Annotated in this window: 24 protein-coding genes and 1 tRNA gene; 10 read left to right on the forward strand and 15 right to left on the reverse strand. The window is 68.9% G+C overall.

From position 1 onward, the window contains the following. Nucleotides 1–145 precede the first annotated feature (145 nt). Both ACH41F_RS20980 and ACH41F_RS20985 read right to left on the reverse strand, forming a co-directional pair. Complete coding sequence (locus ACH41F_RS20980) at nt 146–1,465, reverse strand: hypothetical protein (protein ID WP_398836891.1); 1,320 nt, start codon at nt 1,463–1,465, stop codon at nt 146–148. 116 nt (nt 1,466–1,581) lie between these two features. Further along, nucleotides 1,582–1,710: a DLW-39 family protein gene (locus ACH41F_RS20985; RefSeq protein ID WP_003999697.1), complete on the reverse strand. Its 129-nt coding sequence runs from the start codon at nt 1,708–1,710 to the stop codon at nt 1,582–1,584. Between the two features lie 339 nt (nt 1,711–2,049). Between ACH41F_RS20985 and ACH41F_RS20990 the strand changes: the two genes are divergently transcribed. Beyond that, entirely contained in the window at nt 2,050–2,409 is a 360-nt protein-coding gene (locus ACH41F_RS20990) for a DUF6344 domain-containing protein (RefSeq protein WP_391233454.1), read from the forward strand. Nucleotides 2,410–2,690: 281 nt separating this feature from the next. Here ACH41F_RS20990 and ACH41F_RS20995 read toward each other — a convergent pair. The 9 genes from ACH41F_RS20995 to dnaA all read right to left on the reverse strand — a co-directional run bounded on the left by ACH41F_RS20995 (nt 2,691) and on the right by dnaA (nt 15,552). Beyond that, nucleotides 2,691–2,767 (reverse strand) — tRNA-Ile (locus tag ACH41F_RS20995). 136 nt (nt 2,768–2,903) lie between these two features. After that, nucleotides 2,904–3,692, reverse strand: coding sequence for a DUF3566 domain-containing protein (locus ACH41F_RS21000; protein ID WP_398836892.1), 789 nt, complete (start codon nt 3,690–3,692; stop codon nt 2,904–2,906). 17 nt (nt 3,693–3,709) lie between these two features. Beyond that, a complete protein-coding gene (gene gyrA / locus ACH41F_RS21005) occupies nt 3,710–6,304 on the reverse strand; it encodes a DNA gyrase subunit A (protein WP_391233457.1) in 2,595 nt (864 codons plus the stop codon). A gap of 42 nt (nt 6,305–6,346) precedes the next feature. Further along, on the reverse strand, nt 6,347–8,410 hold the full coding sequence (gene gyrB, locus ACH41F_RS21010; RefSeq protein ID WP_391233458.1) for a DNA topoisomerase (ATP-hydrolyzing) subunit B: 2,064 nt from the start codon (nt 8,408–8,410) through the stop codon (nt 6,347–6,349). Nucleotides 8,411–8,802: 392 nt separating this feature from the next. Then, on the reverse strand, nt 8,803–9,330 hold the full coding sequence (locus ACH41F_RS21015; protein ID WP_391233459.1) for a DciA family protein: 528 nt from the start codon (nt 9,328–9,330) through the stop codon (nt 8,803–8,805). Next, entirely contained in the window at nt 9,327–10,448 is a 1,122-nt protein-coding gene (gene recF, locus ACH41F_RS21020; protein ID WP_398836894.1) for a DNA replication/repair protein RecF, read from the reverse strand. Before recF ends, ACH41F_RS21015 begins: the two co-directional genes overlap by 4 nt. A 53-nt stretch (nt 10,449–10,501) precedes the next feature. Next, a complete protein-coding gene (gene gnd, locus ACH41F_RS21025) occupies nt 10,502–11,377 on the reverse strand; it encodes a phosphogluconate dehydrogenase (NAD(+)-dependent, decarboxylating) (protein ID WP_391233461.1) in 876 nt (291 codons plus the stop codon). A 175-nt stretch (nt 11,378–11,552) separates the two neighbouring features. After that, nucleotides 11,553–12,683 (reverse strand): DNA polymerase III subunit beta, encoded by a 1,131-nt coding sequence (dnaN, locus tag ACH41F_RS21030; RefSeq protein WP_391233463.1) that lies wholly within the window; start codon nt 12,681–12,683, stop codon nt 11,553–11,555. An 880-nt stretch (nt 12,684–13,563) separates the two neighbouring features. Then, the gene (gene dnaA / locus ACH41F_RS21035) at nt 13,564–15,552 is read right to left on the reverse strand and encodes a chromosomal replication initiator protein DnaA (RefSeq protein ID WP_398836896.1); all 1,989 of its coding nucleotides are present in this window, start codon (nt 15,550–15,552) and stop codon (nt 13,564–13,566) included. Between the two features lie 374 nt (nt 15,553–15,926). Between dnaA and rpmH the strand changes: the two genes are divergently transcribed. From rpmH to ACH41F_RS21080, 9 genes are all read left to right on the forward strand, one after another. Further along, nucleotides 15,927–16,064 carry a 50S ribosomal protein L34 gene (gene rpmH / locus ACH41F_RS21040; protein ID WP_015659252.1) on the forward strand — a complete coding sequence of 46 codons (138 nt, stop codon included), beginning with the start codon at nt 15,927–15,929 and terminating at the stop codon, nt 16,062–16,064. 21 nt (nt 16,065–16,085) lie between these two features. Beyond that, nucleotides 16,086–16,457, forward strand: coding sequence for a ribonuclease P protein component (gene rnpA / locus ACH41F_RS21045; RefSeq protein ID WP_391233466.1), 372 nt, complete (start codon nt 16,086–16,088; stop codon nt 16,455–16,457). After that, entirely contained in the window at nt 16,454–16,807 is a 354-nt protein-coding gene (yidD, locus tag ACH41F_RS21050) for a membrane protein insertion efficiency factor YidD (RefSeq protein WP_391233467.1), read from the forward strand. Before rnpA ends, yidD begins: the two co-directional genes overlap by 4 nt. Before the next feature lie 3 nt (nt 16,808–16,810). Continuing rightward, on the forward strand, nt 16,811–18,088 hold the full coding sequence (yidC, locus tag ACH41F_RS21055) for a membrane protein insertase YidC (RefSeq protein ID WP_398836899.1): 1,278 nt from the start codon (nt 16,811–16,813) through the stop codon (nt 18,086–18,088). A 15-nt stretch (nt 18,089–18,103) separates the two neighbouring features. Further along, the gene (locus ACH41F_RS21060; protein WP_391233469.1) at nt 18,104–18,616 is read left to right on the forward strand and encodes a R3H domain-containing nucleic acid-binding protein; all 513 of its coding nucleotides are present in this window, start codon (nt 18,104–18,106) and stop codon (nt 18,614–18,616) included. A 127-nt stretch (nt 18,617–18,743) separates the two neighbouring features. Further along, nucleotides 18,744–19,463 carry a 16S rRNA (guanine(527)-N(7))-methyltransferase RsmG gene (rsmG, locus tag ACH41F_RS21065; RefSeq protein ID WP_398836900.1) on the forward strand — a complete coding sequence of 240 codons (720 nt, stop codon included), beginning with the start codon at nt 18,744–18,746 and terminating at the stop codon, nt 19,461–19,463. Between the two features lie 392 nt (nt 19,464–19,855). Then, nucleotides 19,856–20,929 (forward strand): AAA family ATPase, encoded by a 1,074-nt coding sequence (locus ACH41F_RS21070; protein WP_391233663.1) that lies wholly within the window; start codon nt 19,856–19,858, stop codon nt 20,927–20,929. After that, the gene (locus ACH41F_RS21075; RefSeq protein WP_391233471.1) at nt 20,926–22,026 is read left to right on the forward strand and encodes a ParB/RepB/Spo0J family partition protein; all 1,101 of its coding nucleotides are present in this window, start codon (nt 20,926–20,928) and stop codon (nt 22,024–22,026) included. The genes ACH41F_RS21070 and ACH41F_RS21075 overlap by 4 nt, the downstream gene beginning before the upstream one ends. 325 nt (nt 22,027–22,351) lie before the next feature. After that, nucleotides 22,352–22,969 (forward strand): GNAT family N-acetyltransferase, encoded by a 618-nt coding sequence (locus ACH41F_RS21080; protein WP_391233472.1) that lies wholly within the window; start codon nt 22,352–22,354, stop codon nt 22,967–22,969. A 100-nt stretch (nt 22,970–23,069) separates the two neighbouring features. On the opposite strand, the gene trxA is transcribed toward ACH41F_RS21080, so the two are convergent. The 4 genes from trxA to sigM form a co-directional block, all read right to left on the reverse strand. Continuing rightward, nucleotides 23,070–23,402, reverse strand: coding sequence for a thioredoxin (gene trxA, locus ACH41F_RS21085; protein WP_391233474.1), 333 nt, complete (start codon nt 23,400–23,402; stop codon nt 23,070–23,072). Between the two features lie 46 nt (nt 23,403–23,448). After that, nucleotides 23,449–24,417, reverse strand: a complete 969-nt coding sequence (gene trxB, locus ACH41F_RS21090; RefSeq protein ID WP_391233475.1) for a thioredoxin-disulfide reductase — start codon at nt 24,415–24,417, stop codon at nt 23,449–23,451. Between the two features lie 163 nt (nt 24,418–24,580). Continuing rightward, the gene (locus ACH41F_RS21095) at nt 24,581–25,447 is read right to left on the reverse strand and encodes an anti-sigma factor family protein (protein ID WP_398836903.1); all 867 of its coding nucleotides are present in this window, start codon (nt 25,445–25,447) and stop codon (nt 24,581–24,583) included. Next, nucleotides 25,444–26,169, reverse strand: a complete 726-nt coding sequence (gene sigM, locus ACH41F_RS21100) for an RNA polymerase sigma factor SigM (protein ID WP_391233477.1) — start codon at nt 26,167–26,169, stop codon at nt 25,444–25,446. The genes ACH41F_RS21095 and sigM overlap by 4 nt, the downstream gene beginning before the upstream one ends. Between the last annotated feature and the right edge of the window lie 14 nt (nt 26,170–26,183).

Genomic DNA, 26,183 nt, shown 5'->3' on the forward strand with positions numbered 1-26,183 from the left:
GACGCCGCACGCCCGAGGAAAACCCCGGGACCCCGCCCGTCGTCCGTCCCCGGCCGGGTGGGAGCGGGTTCACCACCCGCCATGCGAGGCCGGGGATACGGCCCTACCCGGCGGCCGTGCCGACAGGGACCAGGTACACCGCCCCCTACCCGGCGGCCCCGGCCCCCCTCCGCCGAGCCGCCACCGTCCAGGCCCCCAGCACCACCAGCACCAGACTCCCGCCGCCGATCCCCCCGACAGCGAGCGCCTTCATCGCTGCGTCACCCCCCGCGCCCGCGGCCCCGCCTCCGGACGCCCCCTCCCCGCCCCGCGCCGCCACGTCGAAGAGGCCCCGCGGCTCGGGCTCCCCCGCGTATGCGGGCGCCGCCCCGGCCGTGCCGTCGAGGCGCACCCGCAGGGTCACGCCGTACGGCTGGTCGCCGTACTTCTCGGCCATCCGCGCGGAGAGGTGGACGGCGAGGACGTACGAGCCGGCGAACCGCATCGCGCTCACTTGCCGGGAGTGGGCGTAGCGGTTGGTGTACTCGGCCGGAGGCAGGGGGGCGAGGGAGCCCGTCTTCTGCGTGCCGCTGTAGCCGAGGGACACGTCGTCGACGGGCACGCGCGCGGGGTTGTACAGCGACGTGGTGAGGGCTCCGGCCACGAAGCCGCCGCGTGTCGTGCTGCCGAGTTCTGCGGTGACGTGGAGCTGCTGCCCCCAGCCGACCGGCACCGCGTAGAAGAGGGTCTGTCCGGGGCGGACGTCGGTGCTCCAGACCCCGTGTCCCAAGGGGGCGGCCTCGTCGAATCCGGCGCCGCCCGGGCGTCGTACGGCGGCGTTCGTCGGGGGCTGCGGGGGCGCGGAGTCCCATTCCTCGGGGGCTCTCGTGCCGGCGGCCCGCTCCAGGCGGGGTTCCGAGACCGGCGCCAGTTCCAGTTCCCACGCGTCCGGCGACGCGTCCGCCCCGTCGAGACGCTCGACGAGCACGTAGTACGCGCCGCCGCCCCGGCACGAGGTCCGCGGGGAGAAGCTCTCACGCGCTCCCCAGGCGACGATCGGCCGGGGGCTGCGACTCATCCCGAAGGAGGCGCTCTCGATGGAGCAGGAGCGGCTGTCGGCGTTCTGGAGGGACACCCTGATGCCCGCGGTGGGGGAAACCGTCGCGTCCGCGCGCGGGACGGCGGTGATGGAGACGTATGCGTCGGACGTCTCGTCGAGTGCGAGGGCGTAGTAGAGCTTGCCGCCCGCCGGGAGGGTGCTGCGGTACGTCTCGCCCAGGTCGAGGCGCCGGGCGTCCGTGGTGGTCGCGGCGCCGGTCACCGTGCGGGTGTCGGGGGCGAACGCGTAGGGAGGGGGCGTGTCCGCAGCCAGCGCGGCCCGCCCCGGCACCAGCACGGCGAGGGCCGTTCCCACGACGGCCGCGCACACGCCGCGCCACCGCGCCGTACGCCGCCGCCCCCGCACGCGTACCGTACGCCGCCCCATCACGCGCCCCCTCGCCGTCGCCTGGCCGTGGCTCATCCTGCCCGGCCGCGTCTCACGCAACACAAAACCCCGACCGCGAGGGCGGCCGGGGTCTGCTCAGAACCGTATGTCGGTGCTCACGAACCCGTGGGCACGGAGTCAGTCGCCTCCGTCCACAGATCCTGCTCGGCGCGATCCGCCTGGATCTGGCGGTACACGAGGAGCCCGCCGATGGCGGCCAGTGCGACCAGCAGAAGCTTCTTCACCGTGCGACCTCGTCTTTCCTTGACGTAGGGGACCTCTGGCGCCCGACTATACACACCGGCCGATACCGATCGGTGACCTGCGTCAGCCCCCTCAACTACCGCCCTGAGTACCGCAGTAGAAGCGGATGACACCGTTCCGATCGAAGGGTGATCACACCCACACGAACGGTGAATTCGAGGCTTCTCCTCCACTTTCCTCCGCTTTTCTGGCTCCTTGCACCCATCCGAGTGGTGTTCATCTGAAGATCGACGCGCCATGGGCGTCGGTCCGTGATTTCGCGGCGCTCATACACATCATGAGGAAAGTACGCAAATCGCCCAACCCGAAAGTGAGGGGCCATGGCCCAGAACAAGGTCATGAAGCTGTGGATCGCCGTCGTCACCGCCTTCCTGGCGCTGTGCACGACGCTCGGACTCATCACCACCACCGCCGCCGCGGCGGTACCGCAGACCGAGCAGACCCGCAACAGCACGGCGGAGGCCACGACACCGGCACCCGCCCTGTGGTCCTGGACCTTCACCAGGGCCCTGCCCCCCACGATGAAACAGCGCATCCGGGCCGAGGCCCACGGCAAGACCCCCAGCTGCCGCCACCGCCCGCCCGCGGACACGGACGCGGACATGGAACTCTCCGACGCCTCCTGCGAGGAGAACGCCGACACCACTCCCGCCGAGCCGGCCACGCCTCTCCAGCGCTGACGGCGCGCCGTCACCTCCACTCCACGACGTACAGGCGAACTTGCGTACACGCTGACTACGGCCGCAGCACGAACGCCCCTGGTCTGATCGACCGGGGGCGTTCGTGCTGCAAGAGTTTCCGGGACCTACTCGATGAGCGCGGGCTCAGGCGTGCTTGGCTGAGAGGCGCACGTCTTCTGGGGCAGCCCCCGACGGCTGGTGTCAACGGTTGGTGTCACCCGTTGATGTCACCCCTTGATGTCAAAAGACCCCCGGTCCTGGTGGACCGGGGGTCTTCTCGCTGGTGGGGCTAACAGGATTTGAACCTGTGGCCTCATCCTTATCAGGGATGCGCTCTAACCAACTGAGCTATAGCCCCGCCGCGCTTTGCGGTGTGTGTCCCGCGCGCTGACTCCTGAAGATTAGCGCACGACATGGGCAGTCCCAAAATCGGTTCTCGAAGGGGTCCACACCGCAGGTTTGAGCCGACGATCGCAGCTAATGGGGCGCGCTCGTCACTCGTCCTCGGCGAGCGTCAGCTCGACGCCGCCGACGAAGCCGGCGGAGAGGTTGTAGATGAACGCGCCGAGGGTCGCCAGCGCCGTCGCGAGGACGACGTCGATGACCGCGATGATCGTCGTGAACATCAGGACGTTCGGCAGCGACAGGAAGGACTGCAGGTCGAAGCCGTTCGACTCGTTGGAGCCGGTCGCCTCGGAGATCGTGCCGCCGACGGTCGAGAAGACGCCCATCGCGTCCATGACCATCCACAGCACCGCGGCCGCCACGATCGTGCAGATGCCCAGCGCGATGGAGAGCAGGAAGCTGACCTTCATCACCGACCACGGGTCGGCCTTGGCCACCCGCAGCCGCGCCTTGCGGGTGCGCGGCGTGGTGCGCGCGCCGGTGCGCGGGCGGCGTACGGCGCCCGGGGAGGCGGCGGCCTGCGCCGGGTAGGCCTGCGGCGGGTGGTAGGGCCCGGAGGCCTGCTGCGGCCCGCGCTCCCCCGGCAACGGGGACGGCGCCGGCTCCTCGCCCGCAGGCTGCTGGTGCGGCTGTGCGCCCGGAGCAGCCGAGCCCGCGCCGGCCGCGTACTGCTGGGTCTGCGGGCCTCGGGTGTCCGTCACAGTTCCCCCCTGTGATCCAGGTGTGTCGCGCGAGGGAGCGTCCTTCGCGGGCGACTTGATCGCTTTGAGCTGGGTCGTGTGCGAATCTGTCGCCCGCGCGGCGGAGCCACGGCCGCCGCCGTCCGTGTCCGTACCGGTAGGGGTACTGGACGGTCCGGCGCCCGTGGCTCCGCTCACGTGACTCACTCCTCGTGCTACTCGGCCGAGGGCGCCTCACCCTCGTCCGTGCCGGTGGTCGCGGCACTCTCGACGGTCTCGTCGAGGGCGTCGCCGCCCTCGACCTCCTCCGCCTCGCGTCCCGCCTCGGCGTTACGTGCGATACCGACGACGGCATCGCGCTTGCCCAGGTTGATCAGTTGGACGCCCATGGTGTCACGGCCCGTCTCCCTGACCTCGCTGACTCGCGTACGAATCACACCGCCGCCCAGCGTGATGGCGAGGATCTCGTCGCTCTCCTCGACCACCAGCGCGCCGACGAGAGAACCACGGTCCTCCACGATCTTGGCGGCCTTGATGCCGAGGCCGCCGCGACCCTGGACGCGGTATTCGTCGACGGCGGTCCGCTTCGCGTACCCGCCGTCTGTGGCAGTGAACACGAACGTACCGGGTCGAACAACATTCATCGAGAGCAGCTGGTCCCCCTCACGGAAACTCATGCCCTTGACACCCGAGGTCGCACGGCCCATGGGGCGCAGTGCTTCGTCCGTAGCGGTGAACCTGATCGATTGGGCCTTCTTGCTGATCAGAAGCAGATCGTCCTCGGCGGAGACGAGTTCGGCTCCGATCAGTTCGTCGTCCGAACCGTCCTCCGTCTCACGGAGGTTGATCGCGATGACACCACCGGAACGCGGCGAATCGTAATCCTTCAGAGGCGTCTTCTTCACCAGACCGCCCTTGGTCGCCAGCACCAGGTACGGCGCCACGTCATAGGTGCGGATCGCCAGGATCTCGGCGATCGCCTCGTCCGGCTGGAAGGCCAGCAGGTTCGCGACGTGCTGTCCGCGCGCGTCGCGCCCGGCGTCGGGGAGCTCGTACGCCTTCGCCCGGTAGACCCGGCCCTTGTTGGTGAAGAACAGCAGCCAGTGGTGCGTGGTGGACACGAAGAAGTGGTCGACGATGTCGTCTTCCTTGAGCTTCGTGCCGCGCACGCCCTTGCCGCCGCGCTTCTGGGCGCGGTAGTCGACGGTCTTCGTGCGCTTGACGTAACCGCCGCGCGTGACCGTGACGACGATGTCCTCCTCGGCGATGAGGTCCTCGATGGACATGTCACCGTCGTAGGGCACCAGCATGGTCTTGCGGTCGTCGCCGTACTTCTCGACGATCGCGGCGAGTTCCGCGCTGACGATGCCGCGCTGGCGGACCGGGGAGGCGAGGATCTCGTTGTACTCGCGGATCTTGGCCTGGAGTTCGTCGTGCTCCTGGATGATCTTCTGGCGTTCCAGGGCGGCGAGGCGGCGCAGCTGCATCTCGAGGATGGCGTTGGCCTGGATCTCGTCGATCTCCAGGAGCTCCATCAGGCCCGTGCGCGCGATGTCGACGGTGTCGCTGCGCCGGATCAGCGCGATGACCTCGTCGATGGCGTCCAGGGCCTTCAGCAGGCCGCGCAGGATGTGCGCCCGCTCCTCCGCCTTGCGCAGCCGGAACTTCGTACGGCGGACGATGACCTCGATCTGGTGCGTCACCCAGTGGCGGATGAACGCGTCCAGGGAGAGGGTGCGCGGGACGCCGTCGACGAGCGCCAGCATGTTGGCGCTGAAGTTCGACTGGAGGTCGGTGTGCTTGTAGAGGTTGTTCAGCACCACCTTGGCGACCGCGTCCCGCTTCAGCACGATGACCAGGCGCTGGCCGGTGCGGGAGGAGGTCTCGTCGCGGACGTCCGCGATGCCGCCGATCTTGCCGTCCTTCACCAGGTCGGCGATCTTCTGCGCGAGGTTGTCGGGGTTGGTCTGGTACGGCAGTTCCGTGACCACCAGGCACTGGCGGTTCTGGATCTCCTCGACCTCGACGACCGCCCGCATGGTGATCGAGCCACGGCCCGTGCGGTACGCCTCCTCGATGCCCTTGCGGCCGACCACCAGGGCGCCGGTCGGGAAGTCGGGGCCCTTGATGCGCTCCATGAGGGCGTCCAGGAGCTCCTCGTGCGAGGCCTCCGGGTTCTCCAGGTACCACTGGGCGCCGGCGGCGACCTCGCGCAGGTTGTGCGGCGGAATGTTGGTCGCCATGCCGACCGCGATACCGGCCGAGCCGTTGATCAGCAGGTTCGGGAAGCGGGCGGGCAGGACGGTCGGCTCCTGGGAGCGGCCGTCGTAGTTGTCCGTGAAGTCGACGGTCTCCTCGTCGATGTCGCGGACCATCTCCATCGACAGCGGCGCCATCTTGCACTCGGTGTAGCGCATGGCGGCCGCCGGGTCGTTGCCCGGGGAGCCGAAGTTGCCGTTGGAGTCGACGAGCGGCATGCGCATCGACCAGGGCTGGGCGAGGCGCACCAGGGCGTCGTAGATCGAGCTGTCGCCGTGGGGGTGGTAGTTGCCCATCACGTCGCCGACGACGCGCGCGCACTTGTAGAAGCCGCGCTCGGGGCGGTAGCCGCCGTCGTACATCGCGTACAGGACGCGGCGGTGGACGGGCTTGAGGCCGTCCCGGACGTCCGGCAGCGCACGGGACACGATGACGGACATCGCGTAGTCCAGGTACGAGCGCTGCATCTCCGTCTCGAGCCCGACGGGCTCGACACGCTGGGCGATGACGCCGCCCTCTTCAGGGGTGACGGGGGTGTTCTCGTCGGCCATTGCTGGTGAAGATCCTTCCTGGTGCGGTCAGCTGAGACCGACTCAGATGTCGAGGAAGCGGACGTCCTTGGCGTTGCGCTGGATGAAGGCGCGGCGGGCCTCGACGTCCTCGCCCATGAGGACCGAGAACAGGTCGTCGGCCTGGGCGGCGTCGTCCAGGGTGACCTGGCCGAGGACGCGGTGCTCCTGGTCCATCGTCGTGATGCGCAGCTCCTCGGCGTTCATCTCGCCGAGACCCTTGAAGCGCTGGATGGAGTCCTCGCGGACGCGCTTGCCGCGCTGGCGGCCCATCTCGATCAGCGCGTCCCGCTCGCGGTCGGAGTAGGCGTACTCGACGTCGTCCCGGCCCCACTTGATCTTGTACAGCGGGGGACGGGAGAGGTACACGTGCCCGGCCTCGACCAGCGGCCGCATGAAGCGGAACAGGAAGGTCAGCAGCAGGGTGGAGATGTGCTGGCCGTCGACGTCGGCGTCCGCCATCAGGATGATCTTGTGATAGCGGAGCTTCTCGATGTCGAAGTCCTCGTGCACACCCGTGCCGAAGGCCGAGATCAGCGCCTGGATCTCCTGGTTCTGGAGGATCTTGTCGATCCGCGCCTTCTCGACGTTGAGGATCTTGCCTCGGATCGGGAGGATCGCCTGGTACTGCGGGTTGCGGCCGGACTTGGCCGAACCGCCGGCGGAGTCACCCTCGACGATGAAGATCTCGCACTTGGTGGGGTCGTTCGACTGGCAGTCGGAGAGCTTGCCCGGCAGCGACGCCGACTCCAGCAGGCCCTTGCGACGCGTCAGGTCACGCGCCTTGCGGGCCGCCACGCGCGCGGTGGCCGCCTGGATGCCCTTGCGGACGATGTCCGCGGCCTCCAGCGGGTTGCGGTCCAGCCAGTCGTTGAGGTGCTCGTAGACGGCCTTCTGCACGAAGGTCTTCGCCTCCGTGTTGCCCAGCTTGGTCTTCGTCTGGCCCTCGAACTGCGGCTCGCTCAGCTTGATCGAGATGATCGCCGTCAGACCCTCGCGGATGTCGTCACCCGTGAGGTTGTCGTCCTTCTCCCGCAGCAGCTTCTTGTCGCGCGCGTACTTGTTGATCAGGTTGGTGAGCGCCGCGCGGAAGCCCTCTTCGTGCGTACCGCCCTCGTGCGTGTGGATGATGTTGGCGAACGAGTACACGCCCTCGGTGTAGCCGCTGTTCCACTGCATCGCGACCTCGAGCGAGAGGTTGCGCTCCTTGTCCTCGGCCTCGAGGTCGATGATCGAGGGGTGCACCACGTCTCCCTTGCGGGAGTTGAGGTACTTCACGAAGTCGACGATGCCGCCCTCGTAGTAGTACGAGACGGTCTTGACCTCGAACTTCTCGTCCTCGCCCGCCTCGTCGGCACCCGCGGTGGCCTTCGCCGACTCACGCTCGTCGGTGAGGTTGATGCGCAGGCCCTTGTTGAGGAACGCCATCTCCTGGAAGCGCCGCGAGAGCGTCTCGAAGGAGTAGACGGTCGTCTCGAAGATGTCCGGGTCGGCCCAGAAGGTGACCGTGGTGCCGGTCTCGGTGGTGGCCTCGTGGCGCTCCAGCGGAGCGGTCGGGGCACCGCTCTTGTAGTCCTGCGTCCAGCGGTAGCCGTCGGTCCTGATGTCGACGGACAGCTTGGTGGACAGCGCGTTCACCACGGAGACGCCGACGCCGTGCAGACCACCGGAGACGGCGTAGCCGCCGCCGCCGAACTTGCCGCCCGCGTGCAGCACGGTCAGCACGACCTCGACGGCCGGCTTCTTCTCGACGGGGTGGATGCCCACCGGGATGCCACGGCCGTTGTCCACGACGCGCACACCGCCGTCGGCGAGGATCGTCACGTCGATGGTGTCCGCGTGCCCGGCCAGCGCCTCGTCGACGGAGTTGTCGACGACCTCCTGCACGAGGTGGTGCAGGCCGCGCTCGCCGGTCGAGCCGATGTACATACCGGGTCGCTTGCGAACCGCGTCCAGGCCCTCGAGGACGGTGATGGCGCTGGCGTCGTACGAGGCGGTGACCTCGTGCTTCCTGCCGGCGTCGGTGGACGGGATGTTCTCGTTGGGGTTGCCGGAATCGGCCACGAAGCGCCCTTTCTGGCACAGCACGAGCCAAGCTCTTCGGCGGATTGCCGGAGCGGCTGCGGCATGTTGCGTTGGTAAGCCTTGATCAGCGTTGCTCAGCTTGTCCCGGACGGTCCCCACGAGTGGGGCGGGATTGGCTTCCAGTCTACCGGTAGCGCCGACAGTGATGGGGGTTTGCCGGTACCTGAGTCCTCATGTGCCGCCCTGAATCCTCCTCCGCCGGGTCCCCATATACGGAGCGGGGCTCCAAGAGGCTCACGGAGGCACTCAGCGCTTCGGACTGTCAACCCTTGGCTACTTGGGAGTCAGGTAGGTGTTCGCGACCGCGCGCGGTGCCACGACACGGCGGCCGCCGAGGGTCCCGAAGGACCGCCGACGGCCGCCGATGTGATGTCTGTCACCTGGTGGTTCCCGGGTCACCCGTAGGTGTCCCCAGGGCCCGTGCTGCCCGGGGCGCGCAGCGGCCCGTAGCGCCGCGGGGGGCCGCCGGGGTTGAGCACTTTGATCATCCGCACGGTGCCGTGTCCCAGGTCCTCGTTGAGGCGCGCGACCAGCGCGGGCGCGAGGTGACGCAGCTGGGTCGCCCACGCCGTGGAGTCGCACTGCACGACCAGCACCCGCTCGTCCTCGTCGTACTTCTGCGGCACACAGTGCTTGGCCAGGTCGTCGCCGACGATCTCCGGCCAGCGCCCCATCACACCGCCCACCGCCGCCGGCGCCTCCCAGCCCCGCTCGCTGATCAGCCGGTTGATCGCCGGGCCCAGCGCCATCGGGTCGCGCCCGTCCGCGCGCGCGCCGGAGCGCAGGCCGCCGCGCCGCGCCTGCTTCTTCTGCTGCGCCGCGTCCCCACGCGCGCGTGCGGCCTCCTTGGCCGCCCTGAGCGCCACGCGCGCGAGGTCGACCCCGGACGGCTCCTTGCCGGCAGCGGGCTCCTCGGTCGTCATGCGCGCTCCACCTCCCCGTCGGCCACGGAGTACCGCGCCCCCGCCAGCAGATGCGGTACGTCGTCGTCGACCGCGGCCGTCACCAGCACCTGCTCGCCGGGCGCCACCAGCTCCGCCAGCCGCTCGCGCCGCCGGGTGTCCAGCTCGGCGAAGACGTCGTCGAGGACCAGCACCGGCTCGTTGCCCTCCGCCCGCAGCAGGTCGTAGGAGGCCAGCCGCAGCGCCAGCGCGTACGACCAGGACTCGCCGTGCGAGGCGTACCCCTTGGCGGGCAGCTGACCGAGTTTGAACAGCAGATCGTCCCGATGCGGGCCCACGAGGGTGACGCCCCGCTCGATCTCCTGCTTGCGGGCCTGAGCCAGCGCCTCCATCAACTGCTCATGGAGATCCTCGCGCGTGTGCGCCTCGCCGGGCGCCGACGGCTTGTACTCCAGGGCGATCGGGCCGCCGCCGGGAGCGAGTTGCTCGTACGCCTTGTCGGCCAGCGGCTGGATCGCGGCGATCAGGTCCAGGCGCTGGGCGAGCAGCTCGGCGCCCGCGCGCGCGAGGTGCTGGTCCCAGACGTCCAGGGTGGACAGGTCCATCGAGCGTCCGCCGTGCCGCCGGGCCAGCGCGGCCGACTTCAGCAGGGTGTTGCGCTGCTTGAGAACCCGCTCGTAGTCCGAGCGCACCCCGGCCATGCGCGGGGAGCGCGCGGTGATCAGCTCGTCGAGGAAACGCCGCCGCTCACCGGGGTCGCCCTTCACCAGTGCGAGGTCCTCCGGGGCGAACAGCACGGTCCGTACGATGCCGAGCACGTCACGCGGTCTGACCTGCGAGGACCTGTTGATGCGGGCGCGGTTGGACTTGCCCGGGTTCAGCTCCAGCTCGACCAGCTGCTGCCGCTCGCCCTGCCGGACCTGCGCCCGGATCACCGCGCGGTCGGCGCCCATGCGGACCAGGGGGGCGTCGGAGGCGACCCGGTGGCTGCCGAGGGTGGCGAGATAGCCGACGGCCTCGACCAGGTTCGTCTTGCCCTGCCCGTTGGGGCCGACGAACGCCGTGACGCCCGGGTCGAGCGGGACTTCAACCCGGGCGTAGGAGCGGAAGTCGGCCAGCGACAGATGCGTGACGTGCATGGTCGGGCGCCGACCTCCCCCGGCTCGTGGGCTGTGGTGCACAGCCCTGTGGATTACTTCTTCTCGACCGCGTGGCCGCCGAACTGGTTGCGCAGCGCCGCGATCATCTTCATCTGCGGCGAGTCGTCCTGACGGGACGCGAACCGCGCGAACAGGGAGGCGGTGATCGCCGGCAGCGGCACCGCGTTGTCGATGGCGGCCTCCACGGTCCAGCGGCCCTCGCCGGAGTCCTGTGCGTAACCGCGCAGCTTGTCCAGGTGCTCGTCCTCGTCGAGGGCGTTGACCGCGAGGTCCAGCAGCCAGGACCGGATGACGGTGCCCTCCTGCCAGGAGCGGAAGACCTCCCGGACGTCGGTCACCGAGTCGACCTTCTCCAGCAGCTCCCAGCCCTCGGCGTAGGCCTGCATCATCGCGTACTCGATGCCGTTGTGGACCATCTTCGCGAAGTGGCCCGCGCCCACCTTGCCGGCGTGCACCGAGCCGAACTCGCCCTCGGGCTTGAGGGCGTCGAAGACCGGCTGCACCTTGGCGACGTTCTCCGCGTCGCCGCCGTACATCAGCGCGTAGCCGTTCTCCAGGCCCCAGACGCCGCCGGAGACACCGCAGTCCACGAACCCGATGCCCTTGGCCGCGAGCTCCTCGGCGTGCTTCTCGTCGTCCGTCCAGCGGGAGTTGCCGCCGTCCACGACGACGTCACCCGGCTCCAGCAGCTCGGCCAGCTCGTCGACCGTCGCCTGGGTGGGGGCACCGGCGGGGACCATCACCCAGACCACGCGCGGGCCCTTGAGCTTGCCCACCAGCTCTTCCAGGCTGTGGACATCGGCGAGGTCCGGGTTGCGGTCGTATCCGATCACGGTGTGGCCTGCGCGGCGGATCCGCTCGCGCATGTTGCCGCCCATCTTGCCGAGGCCGACGAGACCGAGCTCCATCAGTGGTTCCTTAGGTTGCTGTGGCGTGAGTGGCACCTTCGTACCTACGTCCGAGCCTAAACCCGGACGCTCACGCACACCTGTGGGCATACGCGCTCAGACGTACGCCCCGACCTGCGGGTTTCCCCACAGGCCGGGATCACTTGTCCACCGGCCTGTGGACAGCGCCGCGGGCTCAGCCGCTCAGCCGCACCGGCATGATCAGGTACTTGTACGCGTCGTCCGCCTCGGCGTCCAGCGCGGGCTTGCCGCTGAGCAGCGCGGGCTTCGTGGACGTCGTGAAGGACAGCTGCGCGACCGGGGAGTCGATGGCGCTCAGGCCGTCCAGCAGGAAGGTCGGGTTGAAGGCGATCGAGACGTCGTCGCCCTCGAGCTGGGCGTCGACCCTCTCCACAGCCTGTGCGTCGTCGCTGGAACCGGCCTCCAGGATCAGCACACCCTGCTCGAAGCTCAGCCGCACCGGGGTGTTGCGCTCGGCGACCAGGGCCACACGCTTGACGGCCTCCACGAAGGGGGCGGTCTCGATCACGGCCACGGAGTTGAACTCCGTCGGGAACAGCGAGCGGTACTTCGGCAGGTCGCCTTCGAGCAGACGCGTGGTCGTGCGGCGGCCCGCGCCCTCGAAACCGATCAGGCCCTCGCCCGCGCCCGAGCCGGACAGGGCCAGGATGACGCTGTCGCCGCTCGTGAGCGCCTTGGCGGTGTCCAGGAGCGTCTTGGCGGGCACCAGGGCCACCGCGGACGCCTCCGGGTTCTCCGGCTTCCACAGGAACTCGCGGACCGCGAAGCGGTAGCGGTCGGTGGAGGCCAGCGTGACGGTGTCGCCCTCGATCTCGATGCGCACACCGGTCAGCACGGGCAGCGTGTCGTCACGGCCGGCCGCGATGGCGACCTGGGCGGCGGCGGCGGCGAAGACCTCACCGGGGACGGTGCCGGTCGCGGTGGGCATCTGCGGCAGCGCCGGGTACTCCTCCACAGGCAGGGTGTGGAGGGTGAAGCGGGAGGACCCGCAGACCACGGTCGCCCGTACACCGTCTGTGGAAATCTCCACCGGCCGGTTGGGCAGCGCACGGCAGATGTCGGCGAGGAGACGGCCCGACACCAGGACGGTGCCCTCCTCCTCGATCTCCGCCTCGACGCCGACCCGCGCCGAGACCTCGTAGTCGAAGCTGGACAGGCTCAGCTGGCCGTCCTCGGCCTTCAGCAGAAGGCCGGCGAGGACAGGCGCCGGCGGACGGGCCGGGAGGCTGCGTGCCGCCCAGGCCACTGCCTCCGCGAGTACGTCGCGTTCCACCCGGATCTTCACTGTTGCCGCCTCCTGCTGTTGCCGGCGCTTCGCTCTGCCTGGCCCTCGTCGTCTGTCTCGGTGTCGTCAGCCCGAGTGAGGGGAAGGACACCGGGGAACAGTCTGACGCACCCCACTGACAGTAGGTGCCGCTCGGGGTCAAGTCGTGACGAGGGGCAGCAGGGCGCCGGACAGCGAGTTGTGCACAGGACCCCCTTCTAAACGGATTCCCAGCTCTCTCTAGTTGGGAGTAGTAGTAGGGGCTGTGGATACGGTGGATAACCGCGTTTTCCCAGGTCAGGTGGCAAATTTTATCCACCGACCCTGTGGGCGACACCGGTGGACAACCGGGCCCGTCTGTGGAGAACAAAAAGTTCTGCACACTCCGTACACAGGTTGAGGCGAGTTCTCCCCAGCGCCGTCCCCAGCTTTCGCCCTGTTTCCCACAGGGCTCCTCGGCACCTTCGTGTGACGCCTTTCACTCGACCCGGTGAGCAGGCGCGTCGCGTTGCCGAACAGTGGACAACGGTGTGGAGAAACTGGTGATCGCTGGGGACAACGGGCCTCAGCCTGTGGGTTGCCGGTGGAAAACTCCGTGCACAGCCTGTGGATCATTTCTTTGTCCACAGCCTGTGGAGATCCTTCGTCCACCAATCCACAGCCAGGTGACCAGCCCTGATGGTCTTTCACCAGGAGCACCTGTGGACACAGTCTGGACAACTTTCCGGTCCCCAGGGTGTGGACGGGAGAAAGTCACCAAATCTGTGGAGGGAGGCCGTAACCCCGCAGGTATTCGAACAGTCGGCTACGGCGTCGTGAAGCGCGGACGTCCCCGGACCATGCGGAAGGCGCCCTCGGGACCTCGTCCCGGGGCGCCCTCAGCGACGTACGAGCGGCGTGCTCAGCCGTTCTTGATGCGGTTCGTGAGCTCCGTGACCTGGTTGTAGATGGAGCGCCGCTCGGCCATCAGATTGCGGATCTTGCGGTCCGCGTGCATGACCGTGGTGTGGTCGCGGCCGCCGAACAGCGCGCCGATCTTCGGCAGCGAGAGGTCCGTGAGCTCCCGGCACAGGTACATGGCGATCTGGCGGGCGGTCACCAGCGCGCGGCCGCGGGAGGTGCCGCACAGGTCCTCGACGGTGAGGCCGAAGTAGTCCGCGGTCGCGCTCATGATGGCCGTCGAGGTGATCTCGGGCGCCCCGTCGTCACCGCCGGGGATGAGGTCCTTGAGGACGATCTCCGTCAGGCCCAGGTCCACCGGCTGCCGGTTCAGCGAGGCGAAGGCCGTCACCCGGATCAGCGCGCCCTCCAGCTCACGGATGTTGCGCGAGATCCGCGAGGCGATGAACTCCAGCACCTCCGGCGGGGCGTTGAGCTGCTCCTGCACCGCCTTCTTGCGCAGGATCGCGATCCGGGTCTCCAGCTCGGGCGGCTGGACGTCGGTGATCAGGCCCCACTCGAAACGGTTCCGGAGCCGGTCCTCCAGCGTCACCAGCTGCTTGGGCGGCCGGTCGCTGGAGAGCACGATCTGCTTGTTGGCGTTGTGGAGCGTGTTGAAGGTGTGGAAGAACTCCTCCTGCGTCGACTCCTTGTCCGCGAGGAACTGGATGTCGTCGACGAGCAGGATGTCCATCTCGCGGTAGCGCTTGCGGAAGCTGTCGCCCTTGCCGTCGCGGATGGAGTTGATGAACTCGTTGGTGAACTCCTCCGAGCTCACGTAGCGCACGCGCGTGCCGGGGTACAGGCTGCGCGCGTAGTGCCCGATCGCGTGCAGCAGGTGCGTCTTGCCGAGCCCGGACTCCCCGTAGATGAACAGGGGGTTGTACGCCTTCGCCGGCGCCTCGGCGACCGCCACCGCGGCCGCGTGCGCGAACCGGTTGGAGGCGCCGATGACGAAGGTGTCGAAGAGGTACTTCGGGTTCAGCCGCGCGGTCGGCTCACCGGGACCCGTCGCGGGCGCCGGCTTCGCCGCCAGCGGGCTCGGGGCGCCGCTGGAGGGGGGCACCGCCGGGCCGCCGCGGTGCACGTGGCCGCCGCCGGAGGGCGGCTCGGGCAGGTCGCGGCGCGGGCCGGACTGGTCGTAGTCGGAGGCGGGGCGCGGCTTGTCGTAGTCCGGCCGCTGGTCGTCGTAGGAGTGCCGCTGCTGGTCGTAGTCGCGCTGGCCGTCGTAGGGCGAGCGGTCCATCGGCTGGGGGCGGTAGTCCTGCGACGGCGAGGTGTAGGAGTCCTGCCCGTACGCGTCCTGCGAGGGCGGCGTCGCGTACGGGTCCCGCTCGGGGAAGCCGAGGCGCGGCTGCTGCCAGCTGTACTCGTCCTGCTGCGGGCGCGGCCAGGCGCCGGGTTCCGGGCGCTGGTACTCGCTCGGATAAGCGGGGCGCGCGGTGGGCAGCTGGTCGTTCTGTTCGGCGCGGCCGGGCCGGTTGTCGTCGGCGCGGTGGCGGCCGTAGCCGTCGTACTTCCGGTCGGCCGGGGGCTCGTACGGGCCGTTGTCGTACTGCCGGTCGGGCTGTCGGTCAGGCTGCCTGTCCGGCTGGCCGTCGTACTGGCCGGCGGGGAGCTCGGGCTCCTCGTAGCGCGACGGGGGGCGGGCGGCCGGGGGTGGCGAGGGCTCGCCGGCGGAGTCGTCGACGGTGATCGCGATCCGGATCGGTCGGCCGCACTCACGGCTCAGGGTCTCGCTGACGACAGGGGCGAGGCGGCCTTCGAGCACGCCCTTCGCGAATTCGTTCGGTACGGCGAGCAGGGCGGTGTCGGCCACCAGGGCGAGGGGCTGGCAGCGGCGGATCCAGTGCTCGTCCTTGGTCTCCACCCCCTGCCCGCGCCCCCCGTCGAGGAGCTGCTCGAGTACTCGTGGCCACACTGCGGCAAGATCGGCAGGTACGTCAGCCACAGGGCACGCTCTCTCACGGGGTCCCACGAACGTGTGGTTGTGGGACGAGTCGGGGTTCAACCGGGGTGGGGCAGATACATGGGAACGAATCGGAGTTCAGCCACGGTAGTCAGGGCGACGGGTACGGTTCAAGTTGTTGTCCCCAGCCTGTGGATAGTGTCTCCCGGTGGCCGCTGGTTTGACCGGATGGCGTAGCCGCGCGTACCGTAACCAGGTCGAGTTGTCGATGGCTGCTGCCGCCTGCCTCCGATGGGCCAAGATCGCGTGAGGTGATCGGGAAGCGGTGCACTCGGGCGTAACGAGAGCTACTCGTGGGCGCACGGTGACAGCCAGGACGGCACCCGCCACCACCGATTGATTTCTGGAGCCCCCGAGTGAGCAAGCGCACCTTCCAGCCGAACAACCGTCGTCGCGCCAAGACCCACGGCTTCCGTCTGCGGATGCGTACCCGTGCCGGTCGCGCGATTCTCGCGAACCGCCGTGCCAAGGGTCGCGCCAGCCTGTCCGCCTGATTCCGGTCAGGTCATGCCATCGTGCTGCCCACCGAGAACCGGCTGAGGCGGCGCGAGGACTTCGCGACCGCGGTACGACGAGGGCGCCGGGCCGGACGCCCGTCCCTCGTCGTCCACCTTCGTAGCGGTGCCACGGACCCGCACGCGCCTGGGGAGAGCGCTCCCCCGACGCGTGCGGGTTTCGTCGTGAGCAAAGCCGTGGGCGGCGCGGTGGTACGCAACAAGGTGAAGCGCAGGCTTCGCCACCTGATGCGTGACCGGGTCGACCTGTTTCCCCCCGGTAGCCTGGTAGTCGTACGAGCGCTGCCCGGTGCGGGTGACGCCGACCATGCACAGCTGGCCCGAGACCTGGATGCCGCCATCGAGCGGTTGCTGGGAGGGGGCGCGCGATGAAGTACCCGCTGCTGGCTCTGATCAAGCTGTACCAGTGGACGATCAGTCCGCTGCTGGGGCCTGTCTGCAAGTACTACCCGTCGTGCTCCCACTACGGCTACACGGCCATCGACCGGCACGGTGCGATCAAGGGCACGGCGCTCACCGCCTGGCGCATTCTGCGGTGCAATCCGTGGTCGCTGGGCGGTGTGGACCATGTTCCGCCCCGCAAGCGCCCGCGGTGGCACGAAATGCTGCGTAACGCCTGGCGTGCACGCAGGGGCGGGCCCTCCGCCGCCGAAACGGCCCTTGAAGGACAGACGCCTTCGAGCCCGGCCGCAGAGACACCGTCCCATGCCCAAGGAGCATGATTAGTGGACACGATTGCCAGCCTCTTCAGCTTCATCACGACACCTGTCTCCTGGGTCATCGTCCAGTTCCACAAGGTGTACGGCGCCATCTTCGGCCCTGACACCGGGTGGGCCTGGGGCCTGTCGATCGTGTCCCTGGTGATCCTGATCCGTATCTGCCTGATCCCGCTGTTCGTGAAGCAGATCAAGGCGACCCGGGCCATGCAGACGCTGCAGCCCGAGATGAAGAAGATCCAGGAGCGCTACAAGAACGACAAGCAGCGCCAGTCCGAAGAGATGATGAAGCTGTACAAGGAGACGGGTACCAACCCGCTCTCCTCGTGCCTTCCCATCCTGGCGCAGTCGCCGTTCTTCTTCGCGCTGTACCACGTGCTCAACGCCATCGCGAACAACGACACCATCGGCTCGATCAACCAGAGCCTGCTGGACAGCGCGCAGAAGGCGCACATCTTCGGTGCCCCGCTGGCCGCGAAGTTCACCGACAGCTCCTCGGACGTCGCCGCGCTCGACGCCTCGCTGACCACGGTCCGCATCGTCACCGCGGTCATGATCGTCATGATGTCGGCGTCGCAGTTCTACACGCAGCGCCAGCTGATGACGAAGAACGTCGACACCACGGTGAAGACGCCGTTCATGCAGCAGCAGAAGATGCTGATGTACGTCTTCCCCGTCATGTTCGCCGTCTTCGGCATCAACTTCCCCGTCGGTGTCCTCGTCTACTGGCTGACCACCAACGTGTGGACCATGGGCCAGCAGATGTACGTCATCCGCAACAACCCGACCCCGGGTTCCAAGGCCCAGGCCGCGTACCTGGAGCGCCTGTACAAGCACGTCACGCACCATGGCAAGACCCGTGGACGTGGTGAGAAGGCCATCGTCAAGGCCATCGTCGCCAAGGGCCGCGACCGCAACGAGTTCGAGCGCAAGTTCATCAACGGCCTGAACAAGGCGGGCCTCGCGGCCCAGCCCGACGGCACCGTGGTGAAGAGCGACACCCAGGTCGTCGCCCAGACCGAGGACGGTACGCCGACGACGGCCGCCGGCACTCCCAAGCGCCAGCAGCCGAAGCGGCAGTCCAAGTCCCGTCGTCAGTCCGGGACCGGCTCGGCCGCCCCGAAGGCGGCCGGTGAGCCGACCTCGCTGGAGAAGACCGACCAGCCCGAGGACGCCAAGCCCGCCGCCGCTCCCGCCAAGAAGCAGCCCGGCGGCAGCACCCGCAGCAAGGCCCAGTCCGGACAGCGCAAGGGTCCGCAGCGGCCCAAGTCCCCGTCCAAGAAGTAAGAAGGAGTCCATCCCGTGACGGAAGGCACCACCTCCGCCGCTGCCGAGGGTGTAGACACCCTGTCCCGCCTGGAGCAGGAAGGCGAGATCGCGGCGGACTACCTCGAGGGTCTGCTCGACATCGCCGACCTCGACGGCGACATCGACATGGACGTCGAGGCCGACCGCGCCGCTGTGTCGATCATCAGCGATGCCGGCAGCCGCGACCTTCAGAAGCTGGTCGGCCGGGACGGCGAGGTGCTGGAGGCGCTCCAGGAGCTCACGCGCCTGGCCGTGCACCGGGAGACCGGGGACCGCAGCCGGCTGATGCTGGACATCGCGGGCTACCGCGCCAAGAAGCGTGCCGAGCTCTCCGAGCTGGGCGCCAAGACCGCCGCCGAGGTCAAGAGCACCGGCGAGCCCGTCAAGATGAAGCCGATGTCGCCGTTCGAGCGCAAGGTCGTGCACGACGCGATCAAGGCCGCCGGTCTGCGCAGCGAGTCCGAGGGCGAGGAGCCGCAGCGCTTCGTCGTCGTGCTTCCCGCCTGATCGGTCCGTACGTTCCTCCGGCCCCGTCTGTAGCGCAGACGGGGCCGACCTTTGTCAGCCTGATAGTTCTGGTGGTTGTGGCGACGGGCGCACGGTGCGCCCATCGCGGTACGGAAGGACGGTCCCCGTGACGGAGGCAGCGGAGCTTCCCCCCGCGCCCGAACAGGCGCGCGAGGTGTTTGGCGATCGCTTCGCGGATGCGGTCCGATACGCCGAGCTGCTCGCCCAGGCGGGCGTGCAGCGTGGTCTGATCGGCCCGCGGGAGGTACCCCGGCTGTGGGAGCGGCACCTGCTGAACTGCGCGGTGCTCTCGGAGGTCGTTCCCGAGGGCGTGACGGTGTGTGACGTGGGCTCGGGGGCCGGTCTGCCCGGCATTCCGCTGGCGCTCGTCCGGGAGGACCTGAAGATCACGCTGCTGGAGCCGCTGCTGCGGCGCACGACCTTCCTGACCGAGGTCGTGGAACTGCTGGGCCTCGACCATGTCACGGTCATGCGCGGCCGGGCCGAGGAGGTCATGGGCAAGCTGCCGCCGGTGCATGTGGTGACGGCGCGGGCCGTGGCCCCGCTGGACCGCCTGGCGACCTGGGGTGTTCCGCTGCTGCGTCCCTACGGCGAGATGCTCGCCCTCAAGGGCGACACGGCCGAGGAGGAGCTCAAGGCGGCGGGTACGGCCCTGAGCAAGCTGGGTGCCGTCGAGACCTCGGTCCTGCACGTCGGTCAGGGGGTCGTGGATCCCTTGTCCACGGTGGTGCGGGTCGAGGTCGGCGAGAGCCCCGGCGGTGTGCGCTTCGCCGCGAAGCGGGCGAAGGCGGCACGTACGGGGCGGGCTCGTAGGCGGCGGGGGTAGTTCCGTCGGGGGTGGTCCGAAGGCGGTCCGGGGGCGGTGTCGGGGTCTGTGATCGGGGGCTGCTGATCCGGGCCGTGCGGGGGGCCGGGGCTGGCGCCGCGGTCGGCACCGCGGTCGGCGTCGTTGATCCGTCCTGACGAAGAGACGTACTCCACACAAGCTGCCAAACCTACCCATGCCGGAGTGTCGCGACAGTTCGGCCGCTCGTGCTGTGCATCGTGTTTCACGTGAAACGTCGCTCCCTGCTGCACGGCATCATCAGCCGTGGTCGCGCCGCGGCCGAACCTCGTGACCGAAAGCCTCTCGGATCACTCGGAGAGGTGCCGGAGTTGTCCACAGAGGTGGATTTCTCCACAGAACCCCAGGCCTCACTGGTTCACGACCCCGAAGACATGGGAGGCTCTGTTCATTGCGAGCCTGAAGTCGAGGAGAGTGAATCGTTGCGGTCCGACGCCAACATCGCGGGACCGATGACCGATCCGGTCCCCGGTCCCCGTACCGAATCGATGGGGGAGGATGTTTCACGTGAAACACCGCCCCCGATGGACGACACTCCCATCGGTCGTGCTGCCCAGCTGGCAGTAGAGGCTCTGGGCCGTGCCGGCGAGGGCCTGCCGCGACCCGAGCAGACCCGTGTCATCGTGGTCGCCAACCAGAAGGGTGGCGTAGGGAAAACGACGACAACGGTCAACCTCGCTGCTTCGCTGGCGGTGCACGGTGGCCGGGTCCTCGTGATCGACCTCGACCCACAGGGCAACGCATCCACGGCCCTGGGTATCGACCACCACGCTGAGGTGCCGTCCATCTACGACGTGCTGATCGACAGCAGGCCGCTGGCCGAAGTCGTCCAGCCCGTCCCGGACGTAGAGGGCCTCTTCTGCGCTCCCGCCACGATCGACCTTGCCGGCGCGGAGATCGAGCTGGTGTCCCTGGTGGCACGTGAGAGTCGGCTTCAGCGGGCGATCCAGTCCTACGACCACCCGCTGGACTACATCCTGATCGACTGCCCGCCCTCGCTGGGGCTGCTGACGGTCAACGCCCTGGTGGCCGGTGCCGAGGTCCTCATCCCGATCCAGTGCGAGTACTACGCGCTGGAGGGCCTGGGGCAGCTGCTGCGCAACGTCGATCTGGTGCGGGGGCACCTCAACCCCACCCTGCATGTCTCGACGATCCTGCTCACCATGTACGACGGCCGGACGCGGCTCGCGTCCCAGGTCGCGGACGAGGTGCGCACCCACTTCGGCGACGAGGTGCTGCGGACGAGCATTCCCCGCTCGGTCCGTATCTCCGAGGCACCGAGCTATGGGCAGACGGTGCTGACCTACGATCCAGGATCGAGCGGTGCCCTCTCCTACCTTGAGGCGGCACGAGAAATCGCGCTGAAGGGCGTGGGCGTCGCCTATGACCCGACGCAGGCCCATATCGGCAACCAGAGCAACCCGAGCATGGTGGAGGGCATTCAGTGAGTGAGCGACGGAGGGGTTTGGGCCGTGGGCTCGGCGCACTGATCCCTGCTGCCCCGACAGAGAAGACGCCGGTCCCGGCCGCGGTGGGAGGCGCGGGCTCCGCGTCCCCGAGTGCCGTACCGGTACTGACGACCGACCGCGGAGTGGCCGCGGCGAAGGTGGCCACGCTGCCGCCTGTTTCACATGAAACCGAGGACCCGTCGCTGAACGGTGCCGCGGAGCCGTTTACGGCCCCTGTCGGTGCCCACTTCGCCGAGCTGCCCCTGGACTCCATCACGCCGAACCCGCGCCAGCCGCGTGAGGTCTTCGACGAGGACGCCCTCCAGGAACTCGTCACCTCCATCAAGGAGGTCGGTCTCCTCCAGCCGGTCGTCGTACGACAGGCCGGTCCTGGACGCTACGAGCTCATCATGGGTGAGCGGCGTTGGCGGGCCAGCCGCGAGGCGGGCCTGGAAGCGATCCCCGCGATCGTGCGGGCCACGGAGGACGACAAGCTCCTCCTGGACGCCCTCCTGGAGAACCTGCACCGGGCTCAGCTGAACCCGTTGGAAGAGGCCGCCGCCTACGACCAGTTGCTCAGGGACTTCAACTGCACGCACGACCAGCTGGCGGACCGCATCGGCCGTTCCCGCCCGCAGGTCTCCAACACCCTGCGTCTGCTGAGGCTCTCCCCGGCTGTCCAGCGTCGTGTGGCGGCCGGAGTCCTGTCCGCCGGCCACGCGCGGGCGCTGCTCTCCGTCGAGGACTCTGAGGAGCAGGACCGCCTGGCTCACCGGATCGTCGCCGAGGGCCTCTCGGTACGCGCCGTCGAGGAGATCGTGACCCTGATGGGATCGCGTCCCCAGACCCCGCAGCGCGCCAAGGGGCCGCGGGCCGGCACTCGGGTCTCCCCGGCGCTGACCGACCTGGCAGGCCGTCTCTCGGACCGCTTCGAGACCCGGGTGAAGGTCGACCTGGGGCAGAAGAAGGGCAAGATCACGGTCGAGTTCGCCTCCATGGAGGACCTCGAGCGCATCCTCAGCACGCTCGCCCCCGGCGAGGGACCCGTCCTGCAGAAGAGCCTCCTGGACGGCGACGCCGAGGAGTCCGAGGACTGAGCCTTCGGCCGGGCGAGGAGTGGTGCCTCGGTGGTCGACGGAGCGGGCTGTGTCCGGTGGGTACCGGACACAGCCCGCTCTTTGCTTTCGTGCGGTGTCGAGGGAATCCCATCGTGGATACGATGCATTGGGGGTATGGCGCAACCACCCAGCAGCACCTTCAGGGGAGGACAGGTGTCATGCGAACGGTGAGCCGCGGTGGACTGGTGAGCGCGGGCCTGGGGCTGGGCGCGGTCGGCGGCTTCGTCGGCAGCCTGCTTCGGGAACGGAACGCTCTGACTGCCGCCCGTGATGCCGCGGGCGAGGGAAGCGAGGAACAGCCTTCATGGGGCGTCGGCTCGTACCGCTCACGCTGGACAACCTTCAGGACGTTCCCCAGCGCTGTCGCTCGTGCGTCTTCTGGGAGTTGGACCCAGTCAGCGGCGAAGCCGCGGTAAAGGGGGGCACGGCCGACCTGGAGAAGGAAGCCTGGATCTCCGCGGTTCTGCTGGACTGGGGATCGTGCGGACGGGTCGTGTACATCGACGAGGTGCCGGTGGGCTTCGTTCTCTACGCGCCCCCGGCCTATGTCCCCCGGTCGACGGCGTTTCCCACAAGCCCGGTCTCACCCGATGCCGTGCAGTTGATGACGGCGTTCATCATGCCCGGCTATCAGGGACAGGGACTGGGCAGAGTGATGGTCCAGACGGTGGCCAAGGATCTGCTGCGCCGGGGCTTCAAGGCGATCGAGGCGTTCGGGGACGCCCGCTGGAAGGAACCGGCCTGTCTGCTGCCCGCCGATCACCTTCTGTCTGTCGGCTTCAAGACGGTCCGCCCGCACCCTGTGCATCCACGTCTGAGGCTGGAGCTGCGGACGACCCTCTCCTGGAAGGAAGACGTGGAGATGGCACTGGACCGGCTGTTGGGAGCCGTGCAGAAGGAGCCGGCGCTGCGGCCGCTCTGAACGAGAAGGGGCCGACCCTGCTGGATCGGCCCCTTCATGTTTCACGTGAAACGTCACTCGGCTCTTCGCCGGGAACGCCACTCCCCTTCTGCGGGGAGCGTCACTCGGCGATGAAGTCCTCGAGGTCGCGGACGATCGCGGCCTTCGGCTTCGCGCCGACGATGGTCTTGGCGACCTCGCCACCCTGGTAGACGTTCAGGGTCGGGATAGACATGACGCCGTACTTGGCGGCCGTACCCGGGTTCTCGTCGATGTTGAGCTTGACGACCTCGATCTTGTCGCCGTACTCGGCGGCGATCGCCTCGAGGGACGGAGCGATCTGACGGCACGGACCGCACCAGGCGGCCCAGAAGTCCACCAGGACGGGCTTGTCGCTCTTGAGGACGTCCTGCTCGAAGGTGTCGTCGGTCACGTTCTTCAGGGTGCCGGCCACGGCGGGCTCCTTAACTGGGTTGTGCGGGGGTGGGGTGGGAGGGGGGTCAGACAGCGGTCTTCTCGGGCTCGGCCGGCTCCCCGTCCGCGAGGGCGGCGAGGAACCGCTCGGCGTCGAGTGCGGCGGAGCAGCCGGTGCCGGCCGCGGTGATCGCCTGGCGGTAGGTGTGGTCGACGACGTCGCCGGCGGCGAAGACACCCGTCAGGTTGGTCCGCGTGGAGGGGGCTTCCACCTTCAGGTAGCCCTCCTCGTCCAGCTCCAGCTGGCCCTTGAAGAGTTCGGTGCGCGGGTCGTGGCCGATCGCGATGAACAGCCCGGTCACCGCGAGGTCCGAGAGCTCGCCGGTCTTGAGGTTGCGCAGCTTCAGCCCGGCCAGCTTCGGGTCACCCTGGATCTCGGCGACCTCGCTGTCCCACACGAACTTGATCTTCGGGTCGGCGAAGGCGCGCTCCTGCATCGCCTTGGAGGCGCGCAGGGTGTCCCGGCGATGGACGATGGTCACGGACTTGGCGAAGCGCGAGAGGAAGGTGGCCTCCTCCATCGCGGTGTCACCGCCGCCGATCACGGCGATGTCCTGATCCTTGAAGAAGAAGCCGTCACAGGTGGCACACCAGGAGACGCCACGGCCGGAGAGAGCGTCCTCGTTGGGCAGGCCGAGCTTGCGGTGCTGCGAGCCGGTGGTGACGATGACGGCCTTCGCCTTGTGGACCGTGCCCGCGGTGTCGGTGACGGTCTTGATGTCACCGGTCAGGTCGACGCTGACGACATCGTCCGGGATGAGCTCGGCACCGAAGCGCTCGGCCTGGGCCCGCATGTTGTCCATGAGCTCGGGGCCCATGATGCCGTCCTGGAAGCCAGGGAAGTTCTCCACCTCGGTGGTGTTCATCAGCGCACCACCTGCGGTGACGGCGCCCTCGAACACCAGCGGCTTCAGCGACGCGCGCGCGGTGTAGAGCGCCGCCGTGTAGCCGGCGGGCCCGGAGCCGATGATGATCACGTTTCGGACGTCGCTCACGGCTTGGTTCCTCGTCTCTGGACTGCGTCAGTACGACCGGTGGGAGCCCCTCTCAGGACTCTCACCCCACCCAACGGATCCTAAGGGGCGCGCATTCCCGGTGTGGCCGGGCACACGGAGAGGCGCCACCGTACGAGATACCACGCTGGGTGGAGACGAAGCGTCAGCCTGTGGGACGCGCGTAGGACTGCGTCAGCAGAACCTCCGCCGAGGACGAGGAATCGGTCTCGCAGGCCGCATCGACCACGTAGGCATCGACGCGGTCGTCGTTCTTCGGATTGAGCATCACCACGAGATACGCCGGCTCGCCCGCGTAGGTGCCCTCCTTGGCGGCCAGCGCTTCGTCTTCCCGGCCGATGCCCTGCAAGACGCAAGGGGGAACCTGAGGGAGGGTCCTGTTCTTGAGACTGTTCTCGGGGACGTTGTTCGTGCCGAAACTGCGGGGCGGGCGGGACGTGTCGCCGGAACTGTGTGACAGAAGCGCGGAGACCTCGGTCTCGACCTTCTTCCCGGAGAAGGCACCGGCCTGTGTGGTCGGCTCGGACGGCCGCCCGTCGTCGAGGGACGACAGCAACACGGAACCCAACCCCAGGGCGGCGACGGTGAACACCGTGCCGAGAACGGCGATCCTGCGGCGCCCGCCGCGGGAGCGGTCCTTGCGCCCGGGGCCGGTGCTGGACGTACGCGCGTGGCCGGCGGGGCGGTCTGCCGACACCGATGTTTCACGTGAAACATGCGACACGGTGGGCACGGGCGGGTCCGCGGGCTCGGGCGCTGTGGAGTTGAGGAGGGCTTCGGCGGCCAGGGCGGCGTCGATACGACCGGCGACGTCGTCGGGCATGCGCGGCGGTCCCGGGATCGAACCGAGCAGCCCGCGGATCTCCTCCAGGGAGGCGTGGATGTCGGCGCAGAGCTCGCATGCGTCCAGATGCCGTCGTACGTCGGCGGTCCGCGACGGGGGGAGGAGGCCCTCGGTGAGGTCGGAGATCTCCGCGACATCCGGGTGCCCGGCCGTGTCTGTCGATGTCATGCTCGCCCACCTCCGCCCTTCACAGCAGCTGAATCGCCTGGACCTGTCTCGCGGGGGCCTCTGTCATGAGGTTCCGCTGCGGGTGGGACGGATGTCTCCTGCATCCGGTTCCGTTCCTGGCCCGGTTCTCTGCCGTCACCGTTTTTCTCCGGCCGCAGATGGGCGAGGAGGGGGAGGAGTTTGGCTCTGCCGCGGGCGCAGCGGCTCTTCACCGTGCCGGTCGGGACGTCGAGCACGTGGGCGGCCTCGGCGACCGGGTAGCCCTGCATGTCCACCAGGACGAGGGCGGCTCGCTGGTCGGGGGGTAGGGTGCCGAGGGCTTCCAGGAGCTGGCGGTGGACGTCGTTGCGCTCCGCGGGCGCCGCGGCGGACTCGTGCGGCTCCAGGAGCTGCTCCAGGCGCTCGGTGTCGTCGACCGGTGAGGTCTTGCGGGAGGCGGCCTTGCGGGCACGGTCGAGGCAGGCGTTCACCGTGATGCGGTGCAGCCAGGTCGTGACGGCCGACTGGCCGCGGAAGGTGTGGGCGGCCCGGTAGGCGGAGACCAAGGCGTCCTGGACGGCGTCAGCGGCCTCCTCGCGGTCCCCGAGCGTCCGCAGGGCCACGGCCCACAGCCGGTCCCGGTGGCGTCTTACGATCTCGCCGAACGCGTCGGGGTCGCCGTCCACGTGACGGGCGAGGAGGTCCTGATCGCTGGTGTCGCCGTATGCGGTGTCATCTGCCATCGGACCCCCTCCCC

It is taken from the genome of Streptomyces sp. NPDC020489, from assembly GCF_044386545.1.
Lineage (GTDB): Bacteria > Actinomycetota > Actinomycetes > Streptomycetales > Streptomycetaceae > Streptomyces.